The organism is Nocardioides oceani (genome assembly GCF_030412965.1).
Lineage (GTDB): Bacteria > Actinomycetota > Actinomycetes > Propionibacteriales > Nocardioidaceae > Nocardioides > Nocardioides oceani.
The window spans coordinates 63,786-82,917 of sequence record NZ_JAUHJQ010000006.1; the positions used below are offsets into that span (position 1 = coordinate 63,786).

The following is a 19,132-nucleotide window of genomic DNA, read 5'->3' on the forward strand; positions in this document are numbered from 1 at the left end:
GACACGGCACCGGTGGCCGGCGCGCCGGGCAGCCCCTCTTCAGCGACCCTGTGGTCGCTTCACACGCGGCAGAAGCCCTGTGGAGCGACCGCCAGGTCGCTGGACACGGCACCGACAGGCGGCGGCACAGCACCCGGCCGGCGCAGTAGGTTGCCGCCGTGCCCACCTCCTCGCGCCCGGCCCGTCGTACCCAGGCCGAGCGGCGGGCCAGCACCCGCGGGGCGCTGCTCGACGCGACGATCGAGGTGCTGGTCGATCGCGGCTACGCCCGGCTGACCGCGACGACGGTCTGCGAGCGGGCGGGCGTGACGCGCGGCGCGCAGGCGCACTACTTCGCGACCAAGGCCGACCTGGTGGTGCAGGCGCTGGCCCACCTGACCGATCGGCTGGTCGACGACCTCGTGGGGCACCCGCTGGCCGTCGCCGACGGTCCGGCGGGACAGTACGCCGTGCTGCTGGACCGCCTGTGGGAGATCTTCAGCGGGCCGGTGTCGTCCGCCCAGCTGGAGCTGTTCGTGGCCGCCCGGACCGACGAGGAGCTCCACCGCCACCTGGTGGAGTTCGACGCGGCCGTGCAGCGCACCCTCGGCACGGCCGCGACCCGGGTCGCCCCCGAGCTCGTGGGCCGGGAGGACTTCAAGCCGCTCATGGTCACCGCGATCGCCACCATCCGCGGCCTGCGCATGCTCCGCGCCGTCGCCACCGAGACCCAGGTCCAGCGTTCCTGGCCGTCCGCCAGGGACCAGCTGCTGGCCGCGCTGGGCTGACCGACGCGCCCCGGCCGCTCCCCGCTCGGACATCTCGTGCAGAACTGGCAGCGCGCAGCCACTTACCTGCAACACCGCAGATAAGTTATGGTCCGGTTCCCGGACGTGGTCCAGGTCACACCTGCCGCGTCGCACGCGAACCGAGAGGACCTGCGTCGTGGACTTCGACGACACCCCGGACGAGGCGGCCTGGCGCGCGGAGGTGCGCGCCTTCATCGAGGAGCACCGCGAGGAGCTCGGCCGCCGCGGCGACGAGCGCGGCTTCGACGACCACGTGGCGCGCGCCCGGCAGGCCCTGCTGTACGACGGCGGGCTGGTCGGCGTCACCTGGCCCGTCGAGGCGGGCGGCCGCGGCGGCACCCCGATGCAGCAGGCGATCGTCGACCAGGAGCTCGCGCGGGCGGAGGTGCCCGCGCTGATCAACCTGATCGGCATCGGGATGTGCGGCCCGACGGTGATCCACCACGGCACCGAGGACCAGAAGGCGCGCTACCTGCAGCGGCTGCTCCGCGCCGACGACGTGTGGTGCCAGCTGTTCAGCGAGCCCGCCTCCGGCAGCGACCTGGCCGCGCTGCGCACCAAGGCGGTCCGCACCGAGGACGGCAGCTGGCGGATCAGCGGGCAGAAGGTGTGGACCACGCTGGCCCACCTGGCCGACCACGGCATCGTGCTCACCCGCACGGACCCCGACGTCGCCAAGCACCGCGGGCTGACCATGTTCGTCGTCGACATGAAGGCGCCGGGCGTGACGGTCCGGCCGCTGCGGCAGATGAGCGGCGGCGCGGACTTCAACGAGGTGTTCTTCGACGACGTGGTGGTCCCCGACACCGAGCGGCTCGGCGACGTCGGCGACGGCTGGCGGGTCGCGCTCACGACCTTGATGAGCGAGCGGCTCTCCCTCGGTGGCGGCGGCACCGAGATCGGCATCGGCTCCACCGCGATCGTCGAGCACGTCGCCCGGCACGTCGGCGCGCTCCCTGCGGACCGGCAGGCGCTCGTGCGCCAGCAGCTCGGTCGGGCGTACGTCGACAGCCTCGGCACCCGCTACACCGGCTACCGCCAGCTCTCCGCGATCAGCCGCGGCGACCTCCCCGGGCCGGAGGCGTCGGCAGGCAAGCTCGCCGGCACCAAGGCGGCCCGCGACCTCGCCGACCTCGCGGTGCGCGTCCTCGGCGACGACGCGGCGTACGCCGTCTCGGCCGACGGGTCGAGCACCTGGCAGGACCTCCAGGCCGTGCTGCCCGGCATGGCCATCGCCGGCGGCACCGACGAGGTGCTCCGCAACGTCATCGGCGAGCGGGTCCTCGGGCTGCCGCCCGAGCCGCGGGCCGACAAGGGCATCACCTTCCGCGAGAGCCTCGCCGCCGCAGGCGCCTGAGAGACAGGACGAGACGACATGAACTTCGACCTCGACGACGAGCAGCGCGACCTCGCCGCGGCCGCGCGCGACTTCCTGGCCGGCTCCGCCTCCCCGGCGGTGGCGCGGGCCGCGCTGGAGTCCGACGACCCGGCGACGGCGGAGCTGGCCCCGGGACGCGACGCCCTGGTCGCCAGCGGCTTCGCCACGATCACCGTGCCGGAGGACGCCGGCGGCGGAGGCGGCTCCCTGCTCGACCTGGCCGTCGTGGCCGAGCAGGCCGGCCGGGTGCTCGCCGGCCCGTCGCTGGTGACCACCGCCCGCGCGGCGGTGCTGCTCGCCGGCGACGACGAGCGGCTCGCCCGCCTCGTGGACGGCAGCCTGCGGGTCGCGGTCGTGGACGGCGCCGGCCCGGTCCTCGACGCCGCCTCGGCCGACGCCTTCCTCGCCCTGCGCGGCGAGGACCTGGTCTGCGGGCCGGGCGTCGTCGACGTGCGGGAGCCGATCGACCCCACGCGCGGCCTGGGCCGGGTGGAGCTCGGCGAGGTCGAGGTGCTCGCCACGGACGCCCGCCTGCGCTGGGAGCACGCCGAGCGCGTCGGGCGCGTCGTCCTCGCGGCCGAGGACCTCGGCGCGGCCGGCCGCGCGGTCGAGATCGGCGTCGCCTACGCCCGCGAGCGGCAGGCCTTCGGGCGGGCGATCGGGTCCTACCAGGCCGTGAAGCACGCGCTGGTCGGCGCCTACGTCCAGGTCGAGCAGCTGCGCTCGCTGGTGTGGTGGGCGGCGTGGGCGGCCGACCAGGCCGTCGACGAGCTGCCGATGGCCGCGGCCGCCGCGAAGGCCGCCGCCGCCACGACGCTCACCACGGCCGCGGAGACACTGATCCAGGTGCACGGCGGGATCGGGTTCACCTGGGAGCACGACGCCCACCTGTACTGGCGTCGCGCCAAGGTCGACCGGTTCCTGCTCGGTGACGACGTGGCGGCGTACGACGAGGTGGCGCGGCTGGCGATCGCCCAGGCCGAGGCGGCCGGCCCCGGCGGGCCGTCCCCCGAGGCCGGAGCCCTGGCCGAGGCCGCGGTGGCCGCCCGATGAGCGGGCGGGGTGAGCGCGACCTGTCGGTCCTCGCCGAGCGTGCCTTCGAGCGGCTCGGCGACCACGACACCCTGTTCTTCGAGGGCGCCTGGCACAGCTCGGGCAGCATCCACGAGCGCTCCACCCGGGTCGCCGGCGGCCTGCGCCGCATCGGCGTGGGGGTGGGGGACCGGGTGGTCGTCCTGATGATGAACACCCCGGAGGTCTTCGTCACCTACCGCGCCGTCTGGCGGGCCGGCGCGGTCGTCACGCCGGTGCTCTTCCTCCAGACCCCGCCGGAGCTGCGACACATCCTCACCGACTCCGGCGCCCGCGCGGTCGTCGTCACCCCCGAGCTGCTGCCGCTGCTGCAGTCGGCGAGCGAGGGGCTCGACCTCCGGGTCCTCGTCGTGGGCGAGGAGGCCGAGCCGACGCCCGGCACGCTGCCGTACGCCGAGCTGGAGACCGCCGAGCCGCTGCCGCTCGAGCCGCGCGCCGACGACGACCTCGCCGCGCTGCTCTACACCGGCGGCACCACCGGCCGGGCCAAGGGCGTCATGCTCAGCCACCACGGCCTGTGGGAGAGCGGCGCGGGCCTCGACGCCGTCGCCCGGACGATGGACTCCACCCGCTCGCTGCTCCCGCTGCCCCTGTCCCACGCCTACGGGCTCAACGTCGTCATCGCCGGCCTGCACGCCGAGCGGCGCACCGTCGCGGTCCTGCAGCGGTGGTTCGACGCCCGCGGCTGGTTGGAGCTGGTGCAGGAGCACCGCCTGGAGTCCAGCCCGGTCGTCCCGTCGATGCTGACGATGCTGCTCGCCGAGCCGCTCGAGGACCACGACCTGTCCTCGCTGCGGTCCTTCGGCTCGGGCGGCGCTCCGCTGCCGCCGGCCCTGCGCGAGGAGGTGGAGAAGCGGCTCGGCGTGGTCATCCTCGAGGGGTACGGCTGCACCGAGTCCAGCGCGGTCGTCACCGCGTCGACGATGGACGCCAACCGCCCCGGCAGCGTCGGCCGGCCCGTGCCGCACGCCGAGGTGGCGGTCCTCGACCCGAGCGGTCGCGCGCTGCCGGCCGGCGAGGACGGCGAGATCTGCGTCCGCGGCCCCGGCGTGATGCTCGGCTACTGGAACGAGCCGGAGCTCACCGCCCGGACCGTCGTCGACGGCTGGCTGCACACCGGCGACATCGGCCACCTCGACGACGACGGCTTCCTGTACGTCGTCGACCGGCTCAAGGACCTCATCATCCGCGGCGGCTTCAACGTGTTCCCGCGCGACGTCGAGGACGCCCTGCTCACCCACCCCGAGGTGACCTCGGCGGCCTGCGTCGGCCGGCCGGACCCGGTCAGCGGCGAGGAGGTCGTGGCGGTGGTCGCCGTGCAGCCCGGGTCGACCGTGACGGGGGAGGAGCTGGTGGCCTACGCCCGCGAGCGGCTGGCGGCCTACAAGTACCCCCGCGAGGTCGTCGTCGTCGAGGCCGTCCCGCTCACGAGCGTGGGCAAGACCGACCGCAAGGCGGTCCGGGCGCTCGTGGGGGACCGTTGACAGCAGCGCTGTCACTGTCCAGACTGACAGGAGACCCTGTCAGAATCGAGAGGAACCCCCGCCATGCCCCGTGAGATCTCCGGCCTGTCCGTCGTCGTCACCGGAGGTGCCCGCGGCATCGGCAAGGCGACGGTCGAGCGCTTCGCCCGCCAGGGCGCCAAGGTCGCCATCGGCGACCGTGACGTCGAGCTCGCCGAGCTGGTCGCGTCGCCGTTCGGCGACCGCGTCAAGGCCGCGCCGCTCGACGTGACCGACCCGGAGTCGTGGCGGGCGTTCCTCGACGCCGTCTCCGTGCTCGGCCCGTTCGACGTGCTCGTCAACAACGCCGGGATCATGCCGCTCGGCTCGGTGCTCAAGGAGCCCGACGGGGTCGCCAAGGCGATCGTCGACGTCAACCTGCACGGGGTCATCAACGGCACCAAGGCGGTCGCGCCCGGGATGGTCGACCGCGGGCGCGGTCACATCGTCAACGTCGCCTCCGCGGTCGGCCGGCTCGCGGTGGCCGACGGGGCGACGTACTCCGCCTCGAAGTTCGCCACCGTCGGCTTCAGCGAGGCGACCCGCTCCGAGCTGCGCCCGCACGGCATCGACGTGACCGTCGTGCTGCCGACCGTCGTCCAGACCGAGCTGGCGGCCGGGGTGCCCGCGGCCAAGGGCGTCAAGCCGGTCACCGCGGACGACGTCGCGAAGGTCATCGAGCAGGCGGTCCGCTCGCCCAAGGCCGAGATGTGGGTCCCGCGCTGGTCGCAGGGCCTGGTGAAGGTGACCTCGCTGCTCCCGCGGCGGGTGCAGGACGCGATGGCCAAGATGACCCAGGCCGACTCGGTGCTCGCGCAGGCCGACCCGGCCGCGCGGGCGGCCTACGAGGAGCGCGCGCGCCGCTCGGCCGGCCCGCAGGTCTGATCCGGCGCCCTCCGGGGACCGGGGCGGTGACGTCCGTCCCGGAACCCGGAGGTGCCCCCATGGGTGGCGCGATCCCCCTGCTGATCTTCCTCGCCATCGCCGTGGCGGTGCTCTACTTCCTCAGCACCAGCGGCGTGGTCGCGCTGGGCGGCCGGCGCGCCGGCGGCACCCGCGTCGCCGACGAGCTGCCGGACGAACGGCTGCGGTACGCCGTGCCGCTCGGCCAGGACCCCTCGGCCGTGGTCGCGGCGCTGACCCGGCAGGGGTACGACGCCGCGCTGGACCCCGACGACGAGGTCGACGGCCGGCAGGTCGTGCACGTCGCCCGCACGGACGACGAGCGCCCCGACCGGGAGGACGTCCGCCGCGTCATCCGCGAGGACGCGACCCTCAACCTGGAGGGGCACCGCCCCGACACCGGGCCCGTGCGCTTCGCCGACGAGCGGTAGTCCCCGGCCCCGCGGCCTCAGCGCAGCGCGGCCAGCAGGTCGCGGCAGGCGCGCTCGCAGCGGCGGCAGGTCTCGGCGCAGGCGCGGCAGTGCTCGTGCATCCCGGCGTGCCGCTCGCACTCGGCGGCGCAGGCGCCGCAGGCCGCGATGCAGGCCTCGACGAGCGACCGGACCAGCCCCGGGTCGGTCGGCCGGCGTACCAGCACGGCGGCCGTGGCCGCGCACACGTCGGCGCAGGTGAGGTCCGAGCGGACGCAGGCGACGAGGTCGGCGACCATCTCCTCGTCCAGGCACGCGTCGGCGCAGGCGCGGCAGGTGGCCACGCACTCGCCGAGCGCCTCGACGGCGGCGACCAGCGCCGGCAGGTCGACGTCGTGCTCGCCGGGGTGGCTGCGCAGCACGGTCGTGCGGTCGGCGCCGGTGGGGTCCGTGGCTGTGGTGGTCATGCGCACCCCTTTCCCCCCGGGCCGACCGGTCCATACCGCTGCGCGCGGTCGCGCCGTCCCGTTACCGTGGTCGGGCTCGGTCGTTGTCGGCTTCGGGCATGGGGGCTTGGCAGCACGACCACAGGGAGGGCCGGTGGGCTTCAGCGCACCGTTGAGCAAGCCGCAGCGAGACCTGCGGATCGGGTACGGCGCGCTCGGCGTCGGCGCGGCGGCGTTCGTGCTGATGACCGTGACGACGCTGTACGTCACCGACACCGACATCCCCGGCCTGCCGGTCGCGCAGCCGCCGACCCAGACCGCACCGGACGCCCAGCAGGTGGCCGACGCCCGCGTGCTCGTGCGCGCCGCCGCGCCGGTCAGGGGTGGCGCCGGTCCTGCCGCGGGCGGCCTCGGCGCCGGCGGGGGCGTCGTGCCCGTGCAGCCCGCCGGTGGGGACGCCGGCGCGGGCGCGGGCACCGGCGGTCCCGGCCCCGCCGCCCCCGGGTCGCAGCCGGGCGGCGGCACCACGCCCGACCCGGGCGCTCCCGGGACGCCGGGCACCCCCGGCACCCCCGGCGGCCCGGGCGAGCCCGGCCCGCAGCCCGACCCGGGGCCGCGCCAGGGTCCGGTCTCCACGCTCGTCGACCCCGTCGTCGCCGGTGTCGTGGGGGCGGTCGACGGCCTCACCGGCGACGCGCTCGCGCCGGTCACCGGCGCCGTGCAGGGCACCACCGACGGGCTCACCGACACCGTCGACACCCTGCTGGGCGGCCGGCTCCTCGGCGGGCGGCCCTGACCGACTCCCCGCTCCGGCGCCCGACGAGCACCGTCGGGCGCCGCCCGAGGACGGGGCCGGGCGTCAGCGCTTGACGGCGGCGACCTTCAGCGCGAACGTGCGGCCCTGGTCGCGGGAGAGCCCGCGGCAGGAGAGGTTCGTGCCCTTGAAGCACCGGTAGCGCGTGGAGGCGTTGGCCAGGGTGATCGTCACGCCGCTGACCTTCTTGGCGTTGAAGCTGACCATCTTCTTGCCGTAGCCCGACCGGTTCAGCGCGACGGTCTTGCGGGACCAGGCGCCGGACTTGTTGCGCACGAGGACGTGCACGGCCGAGCCGGCGGCGCGCTTCGGGGCGTTGACGGTGATCCGCAGGCGCCACTTGCGACCGGAGAGGTCGGCGGCGGGGCGGACGCCGATGTTGCGCGACGCGAGGTGGTTGATGGTGACCGAGGAGGAGTCCCGGCGGCTGCCCTTCGAGAGGGTGACGCGCTTGGTGAAGCCGGCCCGCGGCCAGGCCGACCCCTCGGGGTAGTAGCGCGCCGGGGCGGTGTTCGAGGCGGCGTACGCCGCGAAGACGGACGGCAGCCCGCCGCCCCGGCGGCCCACGGTCTTGCGCAGCGCCTGGGCGGAGTACATGTTCGGCGCACCCTTGAACGCGCCGGCCTTGTTCCACACCTGCTTGACGATGCCGTTGCCGAAGCGGCGGCCGAGGTACTCCCAGAAGGTCCAGTTGCCGTACTGGGCGAACCCGGACGGCTGGAAGACGTCGAGGGAGCTGGTGGGCAGCTTCACCTGGCTGGCCGAGAGGTACTGCCGGTTGTCGTCGGCGCCGTCCGCGACCCGCTCCTCCATCCAGGTGGCGGTGGACTCCATGAGCCACCGGTCCTCGTGGAAGTCGTAGGCGAACTGGATCGCGTGGAAGAACTCGTGGGCGGCGGTGACCTTGAGGCTCTTGATCGGCGGGGCGCCGAACTGGGCCTGGGCGAAGTCGTTGTCGAGCACGCAGTAGCCCGAGGCGACCCAGCGGGTGCCCTTCTTGCGGTACTCCGGCACGCAGTAGCCGTAGAGGCCCTTGCCGCCGAGCTCCTTGAGGTAGACGTCGAACTTGCCGTTGCCGCCGCGGTTGCCGTCCTTGACGGGGCGGCGGTAGCCCATCTTCGTGACCTCCTGGCGCCAGACCTTCTTCAGCACCTTGAGGTTCTTGCCCACCCACGCCTTCGAGGTCGGCCGGTCGGCGGTGCTCGTGACGTAGTGCAGGCAGATCGTGCTCGAGCACCGCTTGGTCGAGCGCACGGAGTAGCCGTCGCCCTGCGGGTCCCGGGACCCCTCGGTCGGCCGGGCCAGCAGCGCCTCGGCCTGCCGGCGCTCGGCGCCCTCCAGCGTGGGCAGCGCGACGAGCAGGTCGCGCATCAGCAGCGTGGCGTCGAGCCGTCCCTCGACCCGCTCGGAGGCGGCGGCGCCGGCCGGGGCGTCGAGCACCTCGGTCGCCTCGCCGAGCGTGCGGCGGGCCGCCTCGACGGTGATCGCCGCGTCCCCGGCGGCCGCGGGGGCCGTGACGGCGGGCGGCGCCTCCGGTGCCGTCCCGGGCTCGGCGGTCGCCGTCGGGGTGACGGTGGCGGGGAGCACGGCGAGGGCCGTGCTCAGGGCGACCAGGGCGGCCGCGAGGGGACGACGCATGGGGTGGGTGCCTCTTTCGCTGGGGGGAGGGACGGGCACCAGCGTGCCCGGCGGGGGCGGCGCGAAACCGCCGAGGGCCTCAGGCGGAGGCGGAGATCTTCTCGATCAGCGCCGTGGTGGAGATGGCCGGCGTCCGCGGGAGGTAGACGACCTCGCAGATGTCCTCGAACTCGTCGAATCGGCCGGCCCAGTCGTCGCCCATGACCAGCACGTCGGCGGCGTGCTCGGTGATGTAGTGGCGCTTGAGCTCGAGGCTCTCCTCGACGAACACGGCGTCGACGGGCTTGAGCGCGGCCACGATCGCGAGCCGCTCGGCCTGGCTGAAGACCGGCTCGCGGCCCTTCTTGCGCAGGTTCAGCTCGTCGGCGGAGACCCCTACGACGAGCCGGTCGCCGAGCTCCGCCGCCCGCTCGATCACCCGGAGGTGGCCGACGTGGAAGACGTCGAACGTGCCGAAGGTGATGACGGTGCGAGACATGCGGGTGATTCTGGCACGAGGGTGCGTGGGCCAGGATGTCGGTGATGACCACGCCGCGACCGATGACCATCCCCATGATCACCGCCGACCCGGAGGCCGACGCGATCCGCCGTCGGGGCCTGCGCCAGATGCGCACGATCGCGGTCGGCCTGCTGGTCCTGGCCGCCGCGGTGTACGTCGCCACGCTGGGCCGGGACGGGGTGCTCGGTTTCGTCAACGCCGGGGCCGAGGCCTCGATGGTCGGGGCGATCGCCGACTGGTTCGCGGTGACCGCGCTGTTCCGCCACCCGCTGGGCCTGCCCGTGCCGCACACGGCGCTGGTGCCCAAGCGCAAGGACGAGCTCGGCCGCGGGCTGGAGGAGTTCGTCGGGGAGAACTTCCTGCAGGAGGACATCATCCGCGAGCGGGTGACGGCGGCGACGATCTCGCTGCGCGTCGGCCGCTGGCTCGCCGAGCCGGCGAACGCCCAGCGCGTGGTCGACGAGGTCAGCGACGTCGCGGTGATCGCCCTGGGCAAGGTGCGCGACGACCACGTCGAGAGCCTGATCCGCGAGGCGCTCGTGCCGCGGTTCCGCGACGAGCCGATCTCGCCGCTGCTGGGCGGGCTCCTCACCGAGACGCTGCGCGACGACCTCCACCACGGTCTGGTCGACCTCGCGCTCACCGAGCTGCACGACTGGCTGGTCGACAACCCCGACACCGTCACCGAGATCCTCGGCGAGCGGGCCCCGTGGTGGTCCCCGCCGAGCGTGAACGAGCGGGTGAGCGCGCGCGTGCACCTCGAGCTGGTCCGCTGGGTGGCCGACATCCGCGACGACCCGCACCACCACGCGCGTCGCGCGCTCGACTCGATGCTCGAGCAGCTCGCGCACGACCTGCTGGAGGACCCGGCCACCCAGGAGCGCACCGAGCGGCTCAAGGAGCGGCTGCTGGAGCACCCGCAGGTGCTCGCCTCCAGCGTGTCGCTGTGGAACGCCCTGCGCCGCGGCCTCACCGGCTCCCTGCGCGACCCCGAGGGCGCCGTGCGTCAGCGCCTGCTGACCGAGGCCCACGCGTTCGCCCAGCGCCTGCTGGCCGAGGAGGAGCTGCGCGCGCGCCTGGACGGGATGGCCGCGGACGCGGCGGTCTTCGCCGTGTCGCGGTACGGCGCGGAGGTCACCACCGTCATCACCAGCACCATCGAGCGCTGGGACGGCAAGGAGGCCGCGCGCCGGATCGAGCTCCACGTGGGCCGGGACCTGCAGTTCATCCGGATCAACGGCACCATCGTCGGTGGTCTCGTCGGTGTGCTCATCCACGCGATCTCGGTCATGATCCACTGATGCGCCTGCCGTGGAGGAAGACCCAGGACACGCCCGACCGGGCCGAGCCGGCCGGGCCGGTGCCGGTCGACGTCGCGATCCGCGACGAGATGATCCGGCTGGGCCAGTTCCTCAAGCTCGCCAACCTGGTCGAGACCGGGGCGGAGGCCAAGCCGGTCATCGCCGAGGGGCTCGTGCAGGTCAACGGCGAGGTGGAGACCCGCCGGGGCCGCCAGCTGCGCGTGGGCGACGTGGTGGAGCTGCGCGGGCAGGCCGCCCGGGTGTCGGACACCGACGCCACGGACGACCTGCCCTGGTGAGGCAGGTGCTCCCGAGGGAGCAGCGGGTCAGCTGACCCCGAGCAGGTCCACGACGAAGATCAGCGTCTCGCCGGGCTTGATGACGCCGCCGGCGCCGCGGTCGCCGTACCCCAGGTGCGGCGGGATGACCAGCTGGCGGCGGCCGCCGACCTTCATGCCCTGCACGCCGGTGTCCCAGCCGGAGATGACCTGGCCGATGCCGAGGCGGAAGCGCAGCGGCTCGCCGCGGTTGTACGACGCGTCGAACTCCTCGCCGGTGGAGTGCGCGACGCCGACGTAGTGGACCTCCACGGTGTCGCCGGCAGCGGCCTCGGGGCCGTCGCCCACGGTGATGTCGGTGACCTGCAGGTCGGAGGGCGGGTCGAAGGCGGGGAAGTCGATCTCGGGCTTGTCCATGGCGATCACCCTACGGCGGCCGCGAGCGCGGCCGGCACGGCGGCGACCGCCGCCACTGCACGCACGCGGTCCACGGCGAGCAGGCGGGCGAGCAGCCGCGGGTCCGGCCGGTCCGCGAGCCGACCGTGCAGGGGAGCGGCGCGCGCGGCGGTCGTCCCCAGGGCGAGCCCGCAAGCGGACGCGGCCGCCACCACGGCCGGGCCGGGGTCGGCCAGCGCCCACCCGCAGGCGGCCAGGACGGCGGCGTACACGACGGCGACGAGGGGCGTGATGGTGCGGCCGTGCCGCTCGTGCACCCGGCGCCAGTCGGCGGCCGGGGTGTCGGCGAGCCGGGGGTAGACCAGCGTCGTCACCGTCAGCTGGAAGCCCGCGTGCAGCGCGGTCGCCCCCAGCAGCAGCGCCTCAGGCGTGGTCGGCACGGTCGCGGTCCCGGCTCCCCAGCACCGCACGGGCGGCGCGCTGCCCGCTGACCAGCGCGCCCTGGATCGAGGCGGTGTCGCGGTGGTCGCCGCACACCACCAGCCCGGGTCGTACGACGACGGGCCGGCGGACCGCGAACGGCACGGGCTGCGCCGGGAGCGCCCGCGGCAGCTCGTGGCGGGCCAGCTCGCCCCAGCCGGTGTCGGCCAGCCCCAGCAGGTCGGCGGCGTGACGTCGCATCCGCCCCTCCGACGGGGGAGCGGCGCCGGGCCCGACGACCGCCGAGGCCTGGACGAGGTGCCGCCCGGCCGGGGCGTAGGACGGGGCGGCCGAGGAGACGACCGCCGCGTTGACGGCGGGGCCGGTCGGGCGGGTGCGCGCGTCCACGGCCAGCACGCCGGGCGCAAGCGCGTCGCGCCGGCCGGCGAGGTCGTCGACGGCCCACCATTGGGTCACCACGCCGCGCGGCGAGGGGGTGGGGGTGCCGGCGAGCCGGTGGGCGGTGGCCCCGTCGGTGGCGACGACGACGTGCCGCGCGCGGGTCGCGCCGTCGGCGGTGAGCAGCACCGGCTCGTCGCGGCTCGTGTCGATCCCCTCGACCGGGCAGCGCAGCCGGACCCGGTCCTCGAGGCCGGCCGCGAGCTGGGCGGGCAGGGCCGCCATCCCGTCGGCCGGGAGGGCGGGGGTGCCGGTGGCGAACGTGCGGGCGAGGAGCAGCGCGTAGGCGTCGGCGGTCGCGCCGGAGGCGTCGAGCAGGACGCCGGCGAGGAACCGCTCGAGGACGCGGCGCAGCAGCCCGTGCACGCCGGCCCGGTCGAGGGAGTCGCGCAGGGTCAGGTCGCCGCGGCGCGGCACGACCCGGTCGGCCAGCTCGCGCCCGCGACCGACCGCGGGGCGGGCCCAGCGGAGCAGCGCGAGCACCTCCCGGGGACGGACCGCCACCGAGCGGGCGGTCCGTCCGGTGAGGCCGAGCTCCCGCAGCGGGTCCGCCAGCAGCTCGGCGCCCTGCTCGGTGCGCGCCAGCACGCCGGCGGGGAACGCCTGGAGCGCGAGGGCGTCGACGTCCACCCAGCGGCGTACGGCGGGGTAGGCGGGGTTGAGCAGCTGGAAGCCGTGGTCGACGAGGAAGCCGTCGACGCGGTCGGTGCGCACCCGCCCGCCGACCCGGTCGGTGGCCTCGAGCACCACCACGTCGAGCCCGGCGTCGACCAGCACGCGTGCGCAGCGCAGGCCGGCCAGGCCGGCCCCGACCACGACGACGTCCGCCTCGACCTCGCGCCCCGCGCGTCCCACGACCGCCGCCGCCGACTCAGTCGCGACCGAAGCGGTCGACGTAGGCGACGACGCGGTTGAACAGCGTCGAGACCGCGGCCAGGTCGGCCGTGCCGGGCCCCGGGTCGTCGGCGAGGGCGAACAGCACGGGCCGGGCCGCCTCGACGCCGGCGTCGGCCGCGACGCGGGCGCAGACCCGGGCCGCGTCGCGGACCGCCTGCGGGTCGACCGCCCAGACCGCCTCGAACAGCCGCTCGCGGTCGGGTACGTCGTCCTGCCCGGGCAGCTCCCAGGCCGCGAGGACGGCGGGCAGGTCGGCCGCGTCGCACACGACCGTCCACTCCCTCCGCAGCGGGGAGTCCTCGGCGAGCGGCACGTGGTGGACGTGGGCCGCGCGCGTGTCGGGGTCGCCGGCGGCCAGCGCGAACGCCGCCCGGGCCACGCGGGCCAGCTCCTCCCACCGGGGCGCGGCGGGTGCGTAGAAGCGGCTGTCCTGGAAGGAGCCGAAGATGGTCGCGCGCTCGGCCCGTGCGCAGAACTCGTCCTCGATCGCCCAGGAGAGCGCGAGCAGCGTCGCCTTGGTCAGCCGCTGGGGCTGCAGGTGCAGGTGTCGCCGGCGGAGCTCGGCGAAGACCGACTCCGGGGCCGGCGCCGCGGCGGCCCGGGCCTGCTCGACGGCCTGACTGATCGCGCGGTCGAGCCGGACGCCCTCCTCGCGGCGGCGGACGACCTCGCGCACGGCCTCGACGTCGGACTCGGCATACCGCCGGTGGCCGGACTCGCGGCGCACCGGCTCGGGGAACCCGTGCCGGGTCTCCCACATCCGCAGCGTCGCGGGCGCGACGCCCGTCCGGTCGGCCAGGTCGCCGATGCTGAGCCCTGCAGATCTAAACGCATTGTTCATGTTCAGACAGATTACCTGAACAAGAGGTTCCGAAACCCGCGTCATGCCAGGCGACCGATCAGGTCTGGTGCACGTAGCTGTCCAGCTGGTCCCGCTCGAACTCCAGCTGGCCGATCTTGTGCTTGACCACGTCGCCGATGCTCACGATGCCGACGAGCCGCCCGTCCTCGACCACCGGGACGTGGCGGAAGCGCCGGTCGGTCATCGTGCGCATCAGCTCGTCGAGGTCGGTGTCGGGGGAGCAGATCTCGACCACCGCGGTCATGATCGCGCCGACGGTGTTCTCGACGACCGTGCCGTCGGCGTGGAGGCGCCGCACGACGTCGCGCTCGCTCACGATGCCGTCCAGCGTGGTGCCGTCCGCGCTGACGACCAGCGCGCCGACGTTGTGCTCGGCCAGGGCGGCGAGGAGCTCCCGCACCCCGGCGTCCGGACGGATGGTGACCACGTCGGTGCGCGGCTTGCTGGCGAGAACCTCGGCGATGCGCATGCTTGCCTCCGGGGGAGTGGACCCTCGACGGTACTCACCCGCGGGGGTCAGGGACACCCCCTCGTCCGCCCGCCCCGGTGGATCAGTCCAGCGGCAGGTCGGGGCCCGGGACGCCCGGGCGGCGCCGCGAGCGCAGGTCGGAGACCGAGCCGGGCCCGGTCCGCGGCCAGTCCGGGTCGTCGGGGTCCCCGCCCAGGTCCGGCAGCGCGCCCACGAAGGACATCGCCGCGTCGTGCAGGTGACCGTTGGTCGCCAGGGCGTTGCCGCCGAACGGGCCGTCGGTCCCGTCGAGGGAGGTGAACCGGCCGCCCGCCTCCCGCACGATGACGTCCAGGGCGGCCATGTCGTAGACCTCCAGCTCCGGCTCGGCGGCGATGTCGACCGCGCCCTCGGCGAGGAGCATGTAGGACCAGAAGTCGCCGTAGGCACGGGTGCGCCACACGCGCCGCATCAGCGACAGCAGGTCCTCGAGCCGGCCGCGCTCCTCCCAGCCCGAGAGCGAGGAGTAGGCCAGCGAAGCGTCCTCCAGGCGACGTACGTCGGAGACGCGGCACTGGGTGGCCTTGAGCAGTGAGCGGCCCGTCCAGGCGGCGCCGCCGGCCGAGGCCCACCAGCGGCGCTGGAGCTGGGGCGCGGAGACCACGCCGAGCACCACCTCGTCGTCGACGACGAGCGAGATGAGGGTCGCCCAGACCGGCACGCCGCGCACGAAGTTCTTGGTGCCGTCGATGGGGTCGACGATCCAGCGCCGCTGGCTGTGACCGGTCGAGCCCTGCTCCTCCCCGGTCACCGCGTCGCGCGAGCGGACCCGCGAGAGCGTGCGCCGGATCCCCTCCTCGACGGCCTGGTCGGCGTCGGTCACGGGGGTCAGGTCCGGCTTGCTCATGACGTGCAGGTCGAGCGCCTTGAACCGCGCCGTCGTCAGCGAGTCGGCGTCGTCGGCGAGCACGTGCGCGAGGCGCAGGTCGTCGGTGTAGTCGGGGTGCGGGGTGGCCACGAACGCACAGGCTACTTTCAGCAACCGGCGGGCGGGGTGGTGCAACATTCATCCATGGAGATCAACGGCCTCCCCCTGCACGCCCTCGTCGTCCACGCCGCGGTCGTGCTCGGCCCCGTCGCGGCCCTGTTCGGGGTCGCCTACGCGGCCGTGCCGCGCTGGCGCGACTGGATCCGGTGGCCCATGGTGGTCCTGGCGGTACCGGCCGCGGTGGCGGTCTGGGTGGCGTACTTCTCCGGCGAGCAGCTCACCGAGGCCAACCAGTACGGCGGTCCGCTGCTGGAGCTGATCGAGACCCACGAGTCCCGCGCCGCCGTCTTCCGCCTGGTGGTCCTCGCGTTCGCGGTGGTCGCCGTCCTCGCCGCCGCCCTGCACCGGCGTGTCGGCGCCGTGCGCTGGGTGCTGGCCGCGCTGCTGGCGGTCACCGGCGTCGCGACCGTGGTCTACGCCGTGCTCACCGGCGACGCCGGCGCGCAGGTCGCGTGGTACGGCGTCGAGGGCTGAGCGGGCCGGTCCCTCAGGCCGCGGCGGCCCGCTCCCGCGCCAGCTCCAGGCACTCGCGGAAGGAGCGCACGATGTACGGCGGCACGGCGAGCCCGGCCTCGGCCGCGCCGAGCAGCTCGGCCTCGGTGCGGGCGACGGTCTCGACGAACGTGTCGGAGTCCTCCGGCGTCCCGATCCCGAGCGCGACCATCATGTCGCCGACGTCGGCCTTGCGGCTGTCGTCACCGGCCGCGACGGGCGCGAAGGACACCGCCCGCAGCCGGCGGACGAGCCAGCGCTGCCAGTCCGCGAGCTGGGCCCACAGGCCGCGGGCGGAGAGCTGGTAGAACGCGAAGTGGCCGGGCTCCTGGCGTCGGATCGGGGTGATGATCGTCTGCGCCACGGCGGTCTCACCCATCTCGGTCAGCCCGTCGTGGAGCCGGTGGTAGGCCAGCAGCGCCGAGCGCTCGGTGGTCATGCCGGTCAGGTAGTAGAGCATCCGGACCACGTCCTGGAGGGCGCCGACGTGGGCGAGCGCGCCGACCGCGCGGACCTTCGGGGAGAGCGTGGTGAGGTCGGTCTGGGCGGGCGGGAGGCCGAGCCGCACCTGCAGCTCGTCGAGGGCGAGCCCGTGGTGGGACTCCTGCGGCTGCCAGACCTCCCGGTAGAAGTACCGGTCCACGTCGGGGGCGTGCGGCAGGAGCACGCCGAGCTCGAGGGTGTTGCGCTCGACCTCGAGCTCGGCGCGCGCCATGTAGTCCAGGACGGGCGCGAACCGCGCGACGACCTCGTCGCGCCGTCGGACGGAGAAGTCGCACGTCGCCAGGTCGATCGGCGGGTGCTCCTCGGCCAGGCGGTCGACGTGGGCGACGAGGCGGGGCTCGGACCACGGCTCGGTCCGGCCCCGCACGCGGGACAGCAGGGTGGGGGTGCGCACGTCCTCCTGTTCGGAGCCGGGCGCGCGCCGGATCGGTCCTCGGATCGGACCCCGGGGTCAGACCTTGGGGCGGTTGACCACCGTCGTGGAGCAGATCATGTCGGCCCAGGTGCGGTTCTTGGCGTCGAACAGCGGCCAGAGGAAGCCCAGGTAGCAGGGGATCGCGTCGAGGATGTGGGCGAAGGACCGGCCGATGGTGAGGCCGATGCCCGGCGGCACGTCGCTGCCGTCCTTGACCAGCTTGATGCCGAGCGCCTGCTTGCCCAGCGAGTAGCCGGTGCGGCCCTGCCGGATCCAGGTGTTCCAGATGGTGAAGGCGATCGCGACGACGTAGAGCAGGCCGGCGATGGCCAGGCCGGCGCCAGTGGGCTCGGTGACCTCGGAGACGGTGGTGCCGGTGAACGGGTCGGTCTCGGTCTGGGTCGTGGTCTCCGACAGCACGGCGAGCGCGATGGCGGCCACGCCGTAGACGACCGCGGGGATGATGCCGTCGATGAGGTAGGCGCCGATCCGCCGGCCCCAGGACGCGTACGACACCGGCGCGCCCCCACCCGGCGCGCCGTACGCCGGCTGCCCGTAGGGCTGGTGGGTCGGCGGCTGGCCGTAGGGGTCGTGGCCGGGCTGCTGGCCGAAGGGGTTCTGTCCGGGGGCGGGCTGCTGACCGTAGGGGTCCTGGCCGTAGGGGTCGCTCACGAGCGGGGGACCTACCCCGGCTCGGCGCCACCAAACCGCCGGTACGGACCAGCGCTGCGGGGTACCCGACCGCCATGGGCGACAGCACGCACGACAGCGGGACCGGTTTCGTCGACCTCGTCGGCGCGGGATCGCCGGAGGCGGAGGGCGGAAGCGTGCGGCTGGAGCTCGACGTCGACGAGCGTCACCTCAACCCCGCCGGGACCGTCCACGGCGGCATGCTCGCCACCTTGGTCGACACCGCCATGGGTGCGGCGGTGCGGAGCACCACCGAGGACCAGGTGCCGGCAACCAGCCAGCTCACCGTCACCTACCTCCGCCCGGGCGGGCCCGGACGGCTCGTCGTGACTGCGGAGGTGCGCAAGCGCGGGCAGGACCTCACCGTCTGCGAGGCGGGCGTGGAGCAGGACGGCAAGGACCTCGTGCACGCGGTCGCGACCTTCGCCCTCCTCAGCCGGTAGCGCCGCCCGCGGCGCCTCAGTGGTCCGGGGCGCTGCGCGCGGCGAGCAGCCGGCGGAAGGACGAGACCCGCTCGGGGTCGGCGTGCCCGGCGGCGACCGCGTCGTCGAGGCCGCACTCGGGCTCGTCCTCCCCGTGGGTGCAGCCGCGCGGGCAGTCCTCGGTCATCTCGTCGAGGTCGGGGAAGGCCTCGATCAGGTGCTCGGGCTGGACGTGCGCCAGCCCGAAGGAGCGGATGCCCGGGGTGTCGATGATCCAACCGCCCCGCTCGCCCGGCAGCGCGAGCATGTACGCCGACGTCGAGGTGTGCCGCCCACGACCGGTGACCGCGTTCACGTGGCCGACCTCGCGGTGGGCGTCCGGGACGAGCGCGTTGACCAGCGTCGACTTCCCGACCCCGCTGTGCCCGACGAGCACGCTCGTGCGCCCCTCGAGCCGCTCGCGCACCTCGGCGAGGTCGCCGCCGCGGCGGGTCACCACCCACGGCACGCCCAGCGAGCGGTAGGTGACCAGCAGCGTCTCGGGGTCGCGCAGGTCGGACTTGGTCAGGCACAGGAGCGGCTGCATGCCGGCGTCGTACGCCGCCACGAGGGCGCGGTCGATCAGGCGCGGCCGGGGCTCGGGGTCGGCCAGGGCGGCCACCACCACCAGCTGGGAGGCGTTGCTGACGATGACCCGCTCGACGGGGTCGTCGTCGTCCGCGGTCCGGCGCAGCACCGTCTCCCGCTCGTGCACCTCGACGATGCGGGCCAGCGACCCGTCGGCGCCGGAGGTGTCGCCGACGACCCGGACGCGGTCGCCGACCACGACGCCCTTGCGGCCCAGCGGGCGGGCCTTCATCGCCATCACGACGGCGCCGTCGACGAGCAGGGTGAACCGGCCGCGGTCGACGGTGACGACCACCGCGTCGACCGCGTCGTCGTAGGAGGGGCGCTCCTTGGTGCGCGGGCGCGTGCGTCGGCGGGGTCGCTCGTAGTGCTCGTGGTCGTGCTCGGAGTAGCGACCCGACAT

Annotated in this window: 23 protein-coding genes; 11 read left to right on the forward strand and 12 right to left on the reverse strand. The window is 74.8% G+C overall.

The genetic code is table 11. The features are described 5' to 3' along the window. The first annotated feature begins 158 nt into the window (after nt 1-158). From QWY28_RS14850 to QWY28_RS14875, 6 genes are all read left to right on the forward strand, one after another. Nucleotides 159-767, forward strand: coding sequence for a TetR/AcrR family transcriptional regulator (locus QWY28_RS14850; RefSeq protein ID WP_300953342.1), 609 nt, complete (start codon nt 159-161; stop codon nt 765-767). 157 nt (nt 768-924) lie between these two features. Then, nucleotides 925-2,145 (forward strand): acyl-CoA dehydrogenase family protein, encoded by a 1,221-nt coding sequence (locus tag QWY28_RS14855; RefSeq protein ID WP_300953343.1) that lies wholly within the window; start codon nt 925-927, stop codon nt 2,143-2,145. Nucleotides 2,146-2,163: 18 nt separating this feature from the next. Continuing rightward, nucleotides 2,164-3,219, forward strand: coding sequence for an acyl-CoA dehydrogenase family protein (locus QWY28_RS14860; protein ID WP_300953344.1), 1,056 nt, complete (start codon nt 2,164-2,166; stop codon nt 3,217-3,219). Further along, nucleotides 3,216-4,742 (forward strand): class I adenylate-forming enzyme family protein, encoded by a 1,527-nt coding sequence (locus QWY28_RS14865; protein WP_300953345.1) that lies wholly within the window; start codon nt 3,216-3,218, stop codon nt 4,740-4,742. The genes QWY28_RS14860 and QWY28_RS14865 overlap by 4 nt, the downstream gene beginning before the upstream one ends. 63 nt (nt 4,743-4,805) lie before the next feature. After that, the gene (locus QWY28_RS14870) at nt 4,806-5,645 is read left to right on the forward strand and encodes an SDR family oxidoreductase (RefSeq protein WP_300953346.1); all 840 of its coding nucleotides are present in this window, start codon (nt 4,806-4,808) and stop codon (nt 5,643-5,645) included. A 59-nt stretch (nt 5,646-5,704) separates the two neighbouring features. After that, nucleotides 5,705-6,094, forward strand: coding sequence for a hypothetical protein (locus QWY28_RS14875; protein WP_300953347.1), 390 nt, complete (start codon nt 5,705-5,707; stop codon nt 6,092-6,094). Nucleotides 6,095-6,111: 17 nt separating this feature from the next. Here QWY28_RS14875 and QWY28_RS14880 read toward each other — a convergent pair whose 3' ends face one another. Beyond that, nucleotides 6,112-6,540: a four-helix bundle copper-binding protein gene (locus tag QWY28_RS14880; RefSeq protein ID WP_300953348.1), complete on the reverse strand. Its 429-nt coding sequence runs from the start codon at nt 6,538-6,540 to the stop codon at nt 6,112-6,114. Between the two features lie 133 nt (nt 6,541-6,673). Here QWY28_RS14880 and QWY28_RS14885 point away from each other — a divergent pair, with 133 nt between their 5' ends. Further along, complete coding sequence (locus QWY28_RS14885; RefSeq protein WP_300953349.1) at nt 6,674-7,315, forward strand: hypothetical protein; 642 nt, start codon at nt 6,674-6,676, stop codon at nt 7,313-7,315. A gap of 63 nt (nt 7,316-7,378) precedes the next feature. Here the strand turns inward: QWY28_RS14885 and QWY28_RS14890 are convergent, their stop codons facing one another. Then, nucleotides 7,379-8,971, reverse strand: a complete 1,593-nt coding sequence (locus tag QWY28_RS14890; RefSeq protein WP_300953350.1) for an MXAN_6640 family putative metalloprotease — start codon at nt 8,969-8,971, stop codon at nt 7,379-7,381. A 79-nt stretch (nt 8,972-9,050) separates the two neighbouring features. Beyond that, entirely contained in the window at nt 9,051-9,449 is a 399-nt protein-coding gene (locus QWY28_RS14895; protein WP_300953351.1) for an FAD synthase family protein, read from the reverse strand. A gap of 44 nt (nt 9,450-9,493) precedes the next feature. Between QWY28_RS14895 and QWY28_RS14900 the strand changes: the two genes are divergently transcribed. Next, a complete protein-coding gene (locus QWY28_RS14900; protein WP_300953352.1) occupies nt 9,494-10,771 on the forward strand; it encodes a DUF445 domain-containing protein in 1,278 nt (425 codons plus the stop codon). Then, the gene (locus QWY28_RS14905; RefSeq protein WP_439117257.1) at nt 10,771-11,070 is read left to right on the forward strand and encodes an RNA-binding S4 domain-containing protein; all 300 of its coding nucleotides are present in this window, start codon (nt 10,771-10,773) and stop codon (nt 11,068-11,070) included. Before QWY28_RS14900 ends, QWY28_RS14905 begins: the two co-directional genes overlap by 1 nt. 27 nt (nt 11,071-11,097) lie before the next feature. Here the strand turns inward: QWY28_RS14905 and QWY28_RS14910 are convergent, their stop codons facing one another. The 6 genes from QWY28_RS14910 to QWY28_RS14935 all read right to left on the reverse strand — a co-directional run bounded on the left by QWY28_RS14910 (nt 11,098) and on the right by QWY28_RS14935 (nt 15,549). Next, a complete protein-coding gene (locus tag QWY28_RS14910) occupies nt 11,098-11,466 on the reverse strand; it encodes an FKBP-type peptidyl-prolyl cis-trans isomerase (protein ID WP_300953353.1) in 369 nt (122 codons plus the stop codon). A gap of 5 nt (nt 11,467-11,471) precedes the next feature. Continuing rightward, nucleotides 11,472-11,885, reverse strand: a complete 414-nt coding sequence (locus QWY28_RS14915; protein WP_300953354.1) for a hypothetical protein — start codon at nt 11,883-11,885, stop codon at nt 11,472-11,474. After that, nucleotides 11,869-13,179: an NAD(P)/FAD-dependent oxidoreductase gene (locus tag QWY28_RS14920; RefSeq protein WP_300953355.1), complete on the reverse strand. Its 1,311-nt coding sequence runs from the start codon at nt 13,177-13,179 to the stop codon at nt 11,869-11,871. Before QWY28_RS14920 ends, QWY28_RS14915 begins: the two co-directional genes overlap by 17 nt. A 16-nt stretch (nt 13,180-13,195) precedes the next feature. After that, nucleotides 13,196-14,062: a DICT sensory domain-containing protein gene (locus QWY28_RS14925; protein ID WP_300953356.1), complete on the reverse strand. Its 867-nt coding sequence runs from the start codon at nt 14,060-14,062 to the stop codon at nt 13,196-13,198. A 58-nt stretch (nt 14,063-14,120) separates the two neighbouring features. Further along, a complete protein-coding gene (locus QWY28_RS14930) occupies nt 14,121-14,552 on the reverse strand; it encodes a CBS domain-containing protein (protein ID WP_300953357.1) in 432 nt (143 codons plus the stop codon). A gap of 82 nt (nt 14,553-14,634) precedes the next feature. After that, the gene (locus QWY28_RS14935) at nt 14,635-15,549 is read right to left on the reverse strand and encodes an inositol monophosphatase family protein (protein ID WP_300953358.1); all 915 of its coding nucleotides are present in this window, start codon (nt 15,547-15,549) and stop codon (nt 14,635-14,637) included. Between the two features lie 54 nt (nt 15,550-15,603). Here QWY28_RS14935 and QWY28_RS14940 point away from each other — a divergent pair, with 54 nt between their 5' ends. Next, entirely contained in the window at nt 15,604-16,053 is a 450-nt protein-coding gene (locus QWY28_RS14940) for a DUF2231 domain-containing protein (RefSeq protein ID WP_300953359.1), read from the forward strand. Nucleotides 16,054-16,066: 13 nt separating this feature from the next. On the opposite strand, the gene QWY28_RS14945 is transcribed toward QWY28_RS14940, so the two are convergent. Together QWY28_RS14945 and QWY28_RS14950 are read right to left on the reverse strand one after the other, a co-directional pair. Continuing rightward, on the reverse strand, nt 16,067-16,969 hold the full coding sequence (locus tag QWY28_RS14945; protein ID WP_300953360.1) for a GTP-binding protein LepA: 903 nt from the start codon (nt 16,967-16,969) through the stop codon (nt 16,067-16,069). Between the two features lie 57 nt (nt 16,970-17,026). Next, nucleotides 17,027-17,662 carry an RDD family protein gene (locus tag QWY28_RS14950; protein WP_300953361.1) on the reverse strand — a complete coding sequence of 212 codons (636 nt, stop codon included), beginning with the start codon at nt 17,660-17,662 and terminating at the stop codon, nt 17,027-17,029. A 74-nt stretch (nt 17,663-17,736) separates the two neighbouring features. Between QWY28_RS14950 and QWY28_RS14955 the strand changes: the two genes are divergently transcribed. Then, nucleotides 17,737-18,123: a PaaI family thioesterase gene (locus QWY28_RS14955; RefSeq protein WP_300953362.1), complete on the forward strand. Its 387-nt coding sequence runs from the start codon at nt 17,737-17,739 to the stop codon at nt 18,121-18,123. A gap of 16 nt (nt 18,124-18,139) precedes the next feature. On the opposite strand, the gene rsgA is transcribed toward QWY28_RS14955, so the two are convergent. After that, nucleotides 18,140-19,132, reverse strand: a complete 993-nt coding sequence (gene rsgA, locus QWY28_RS14960) for a ribosome small subunit-dependent GTPase A (protein ID WP_300953363.1) — start codon at nt 19,130-19,132, stop codon at nt 18,140-18,142.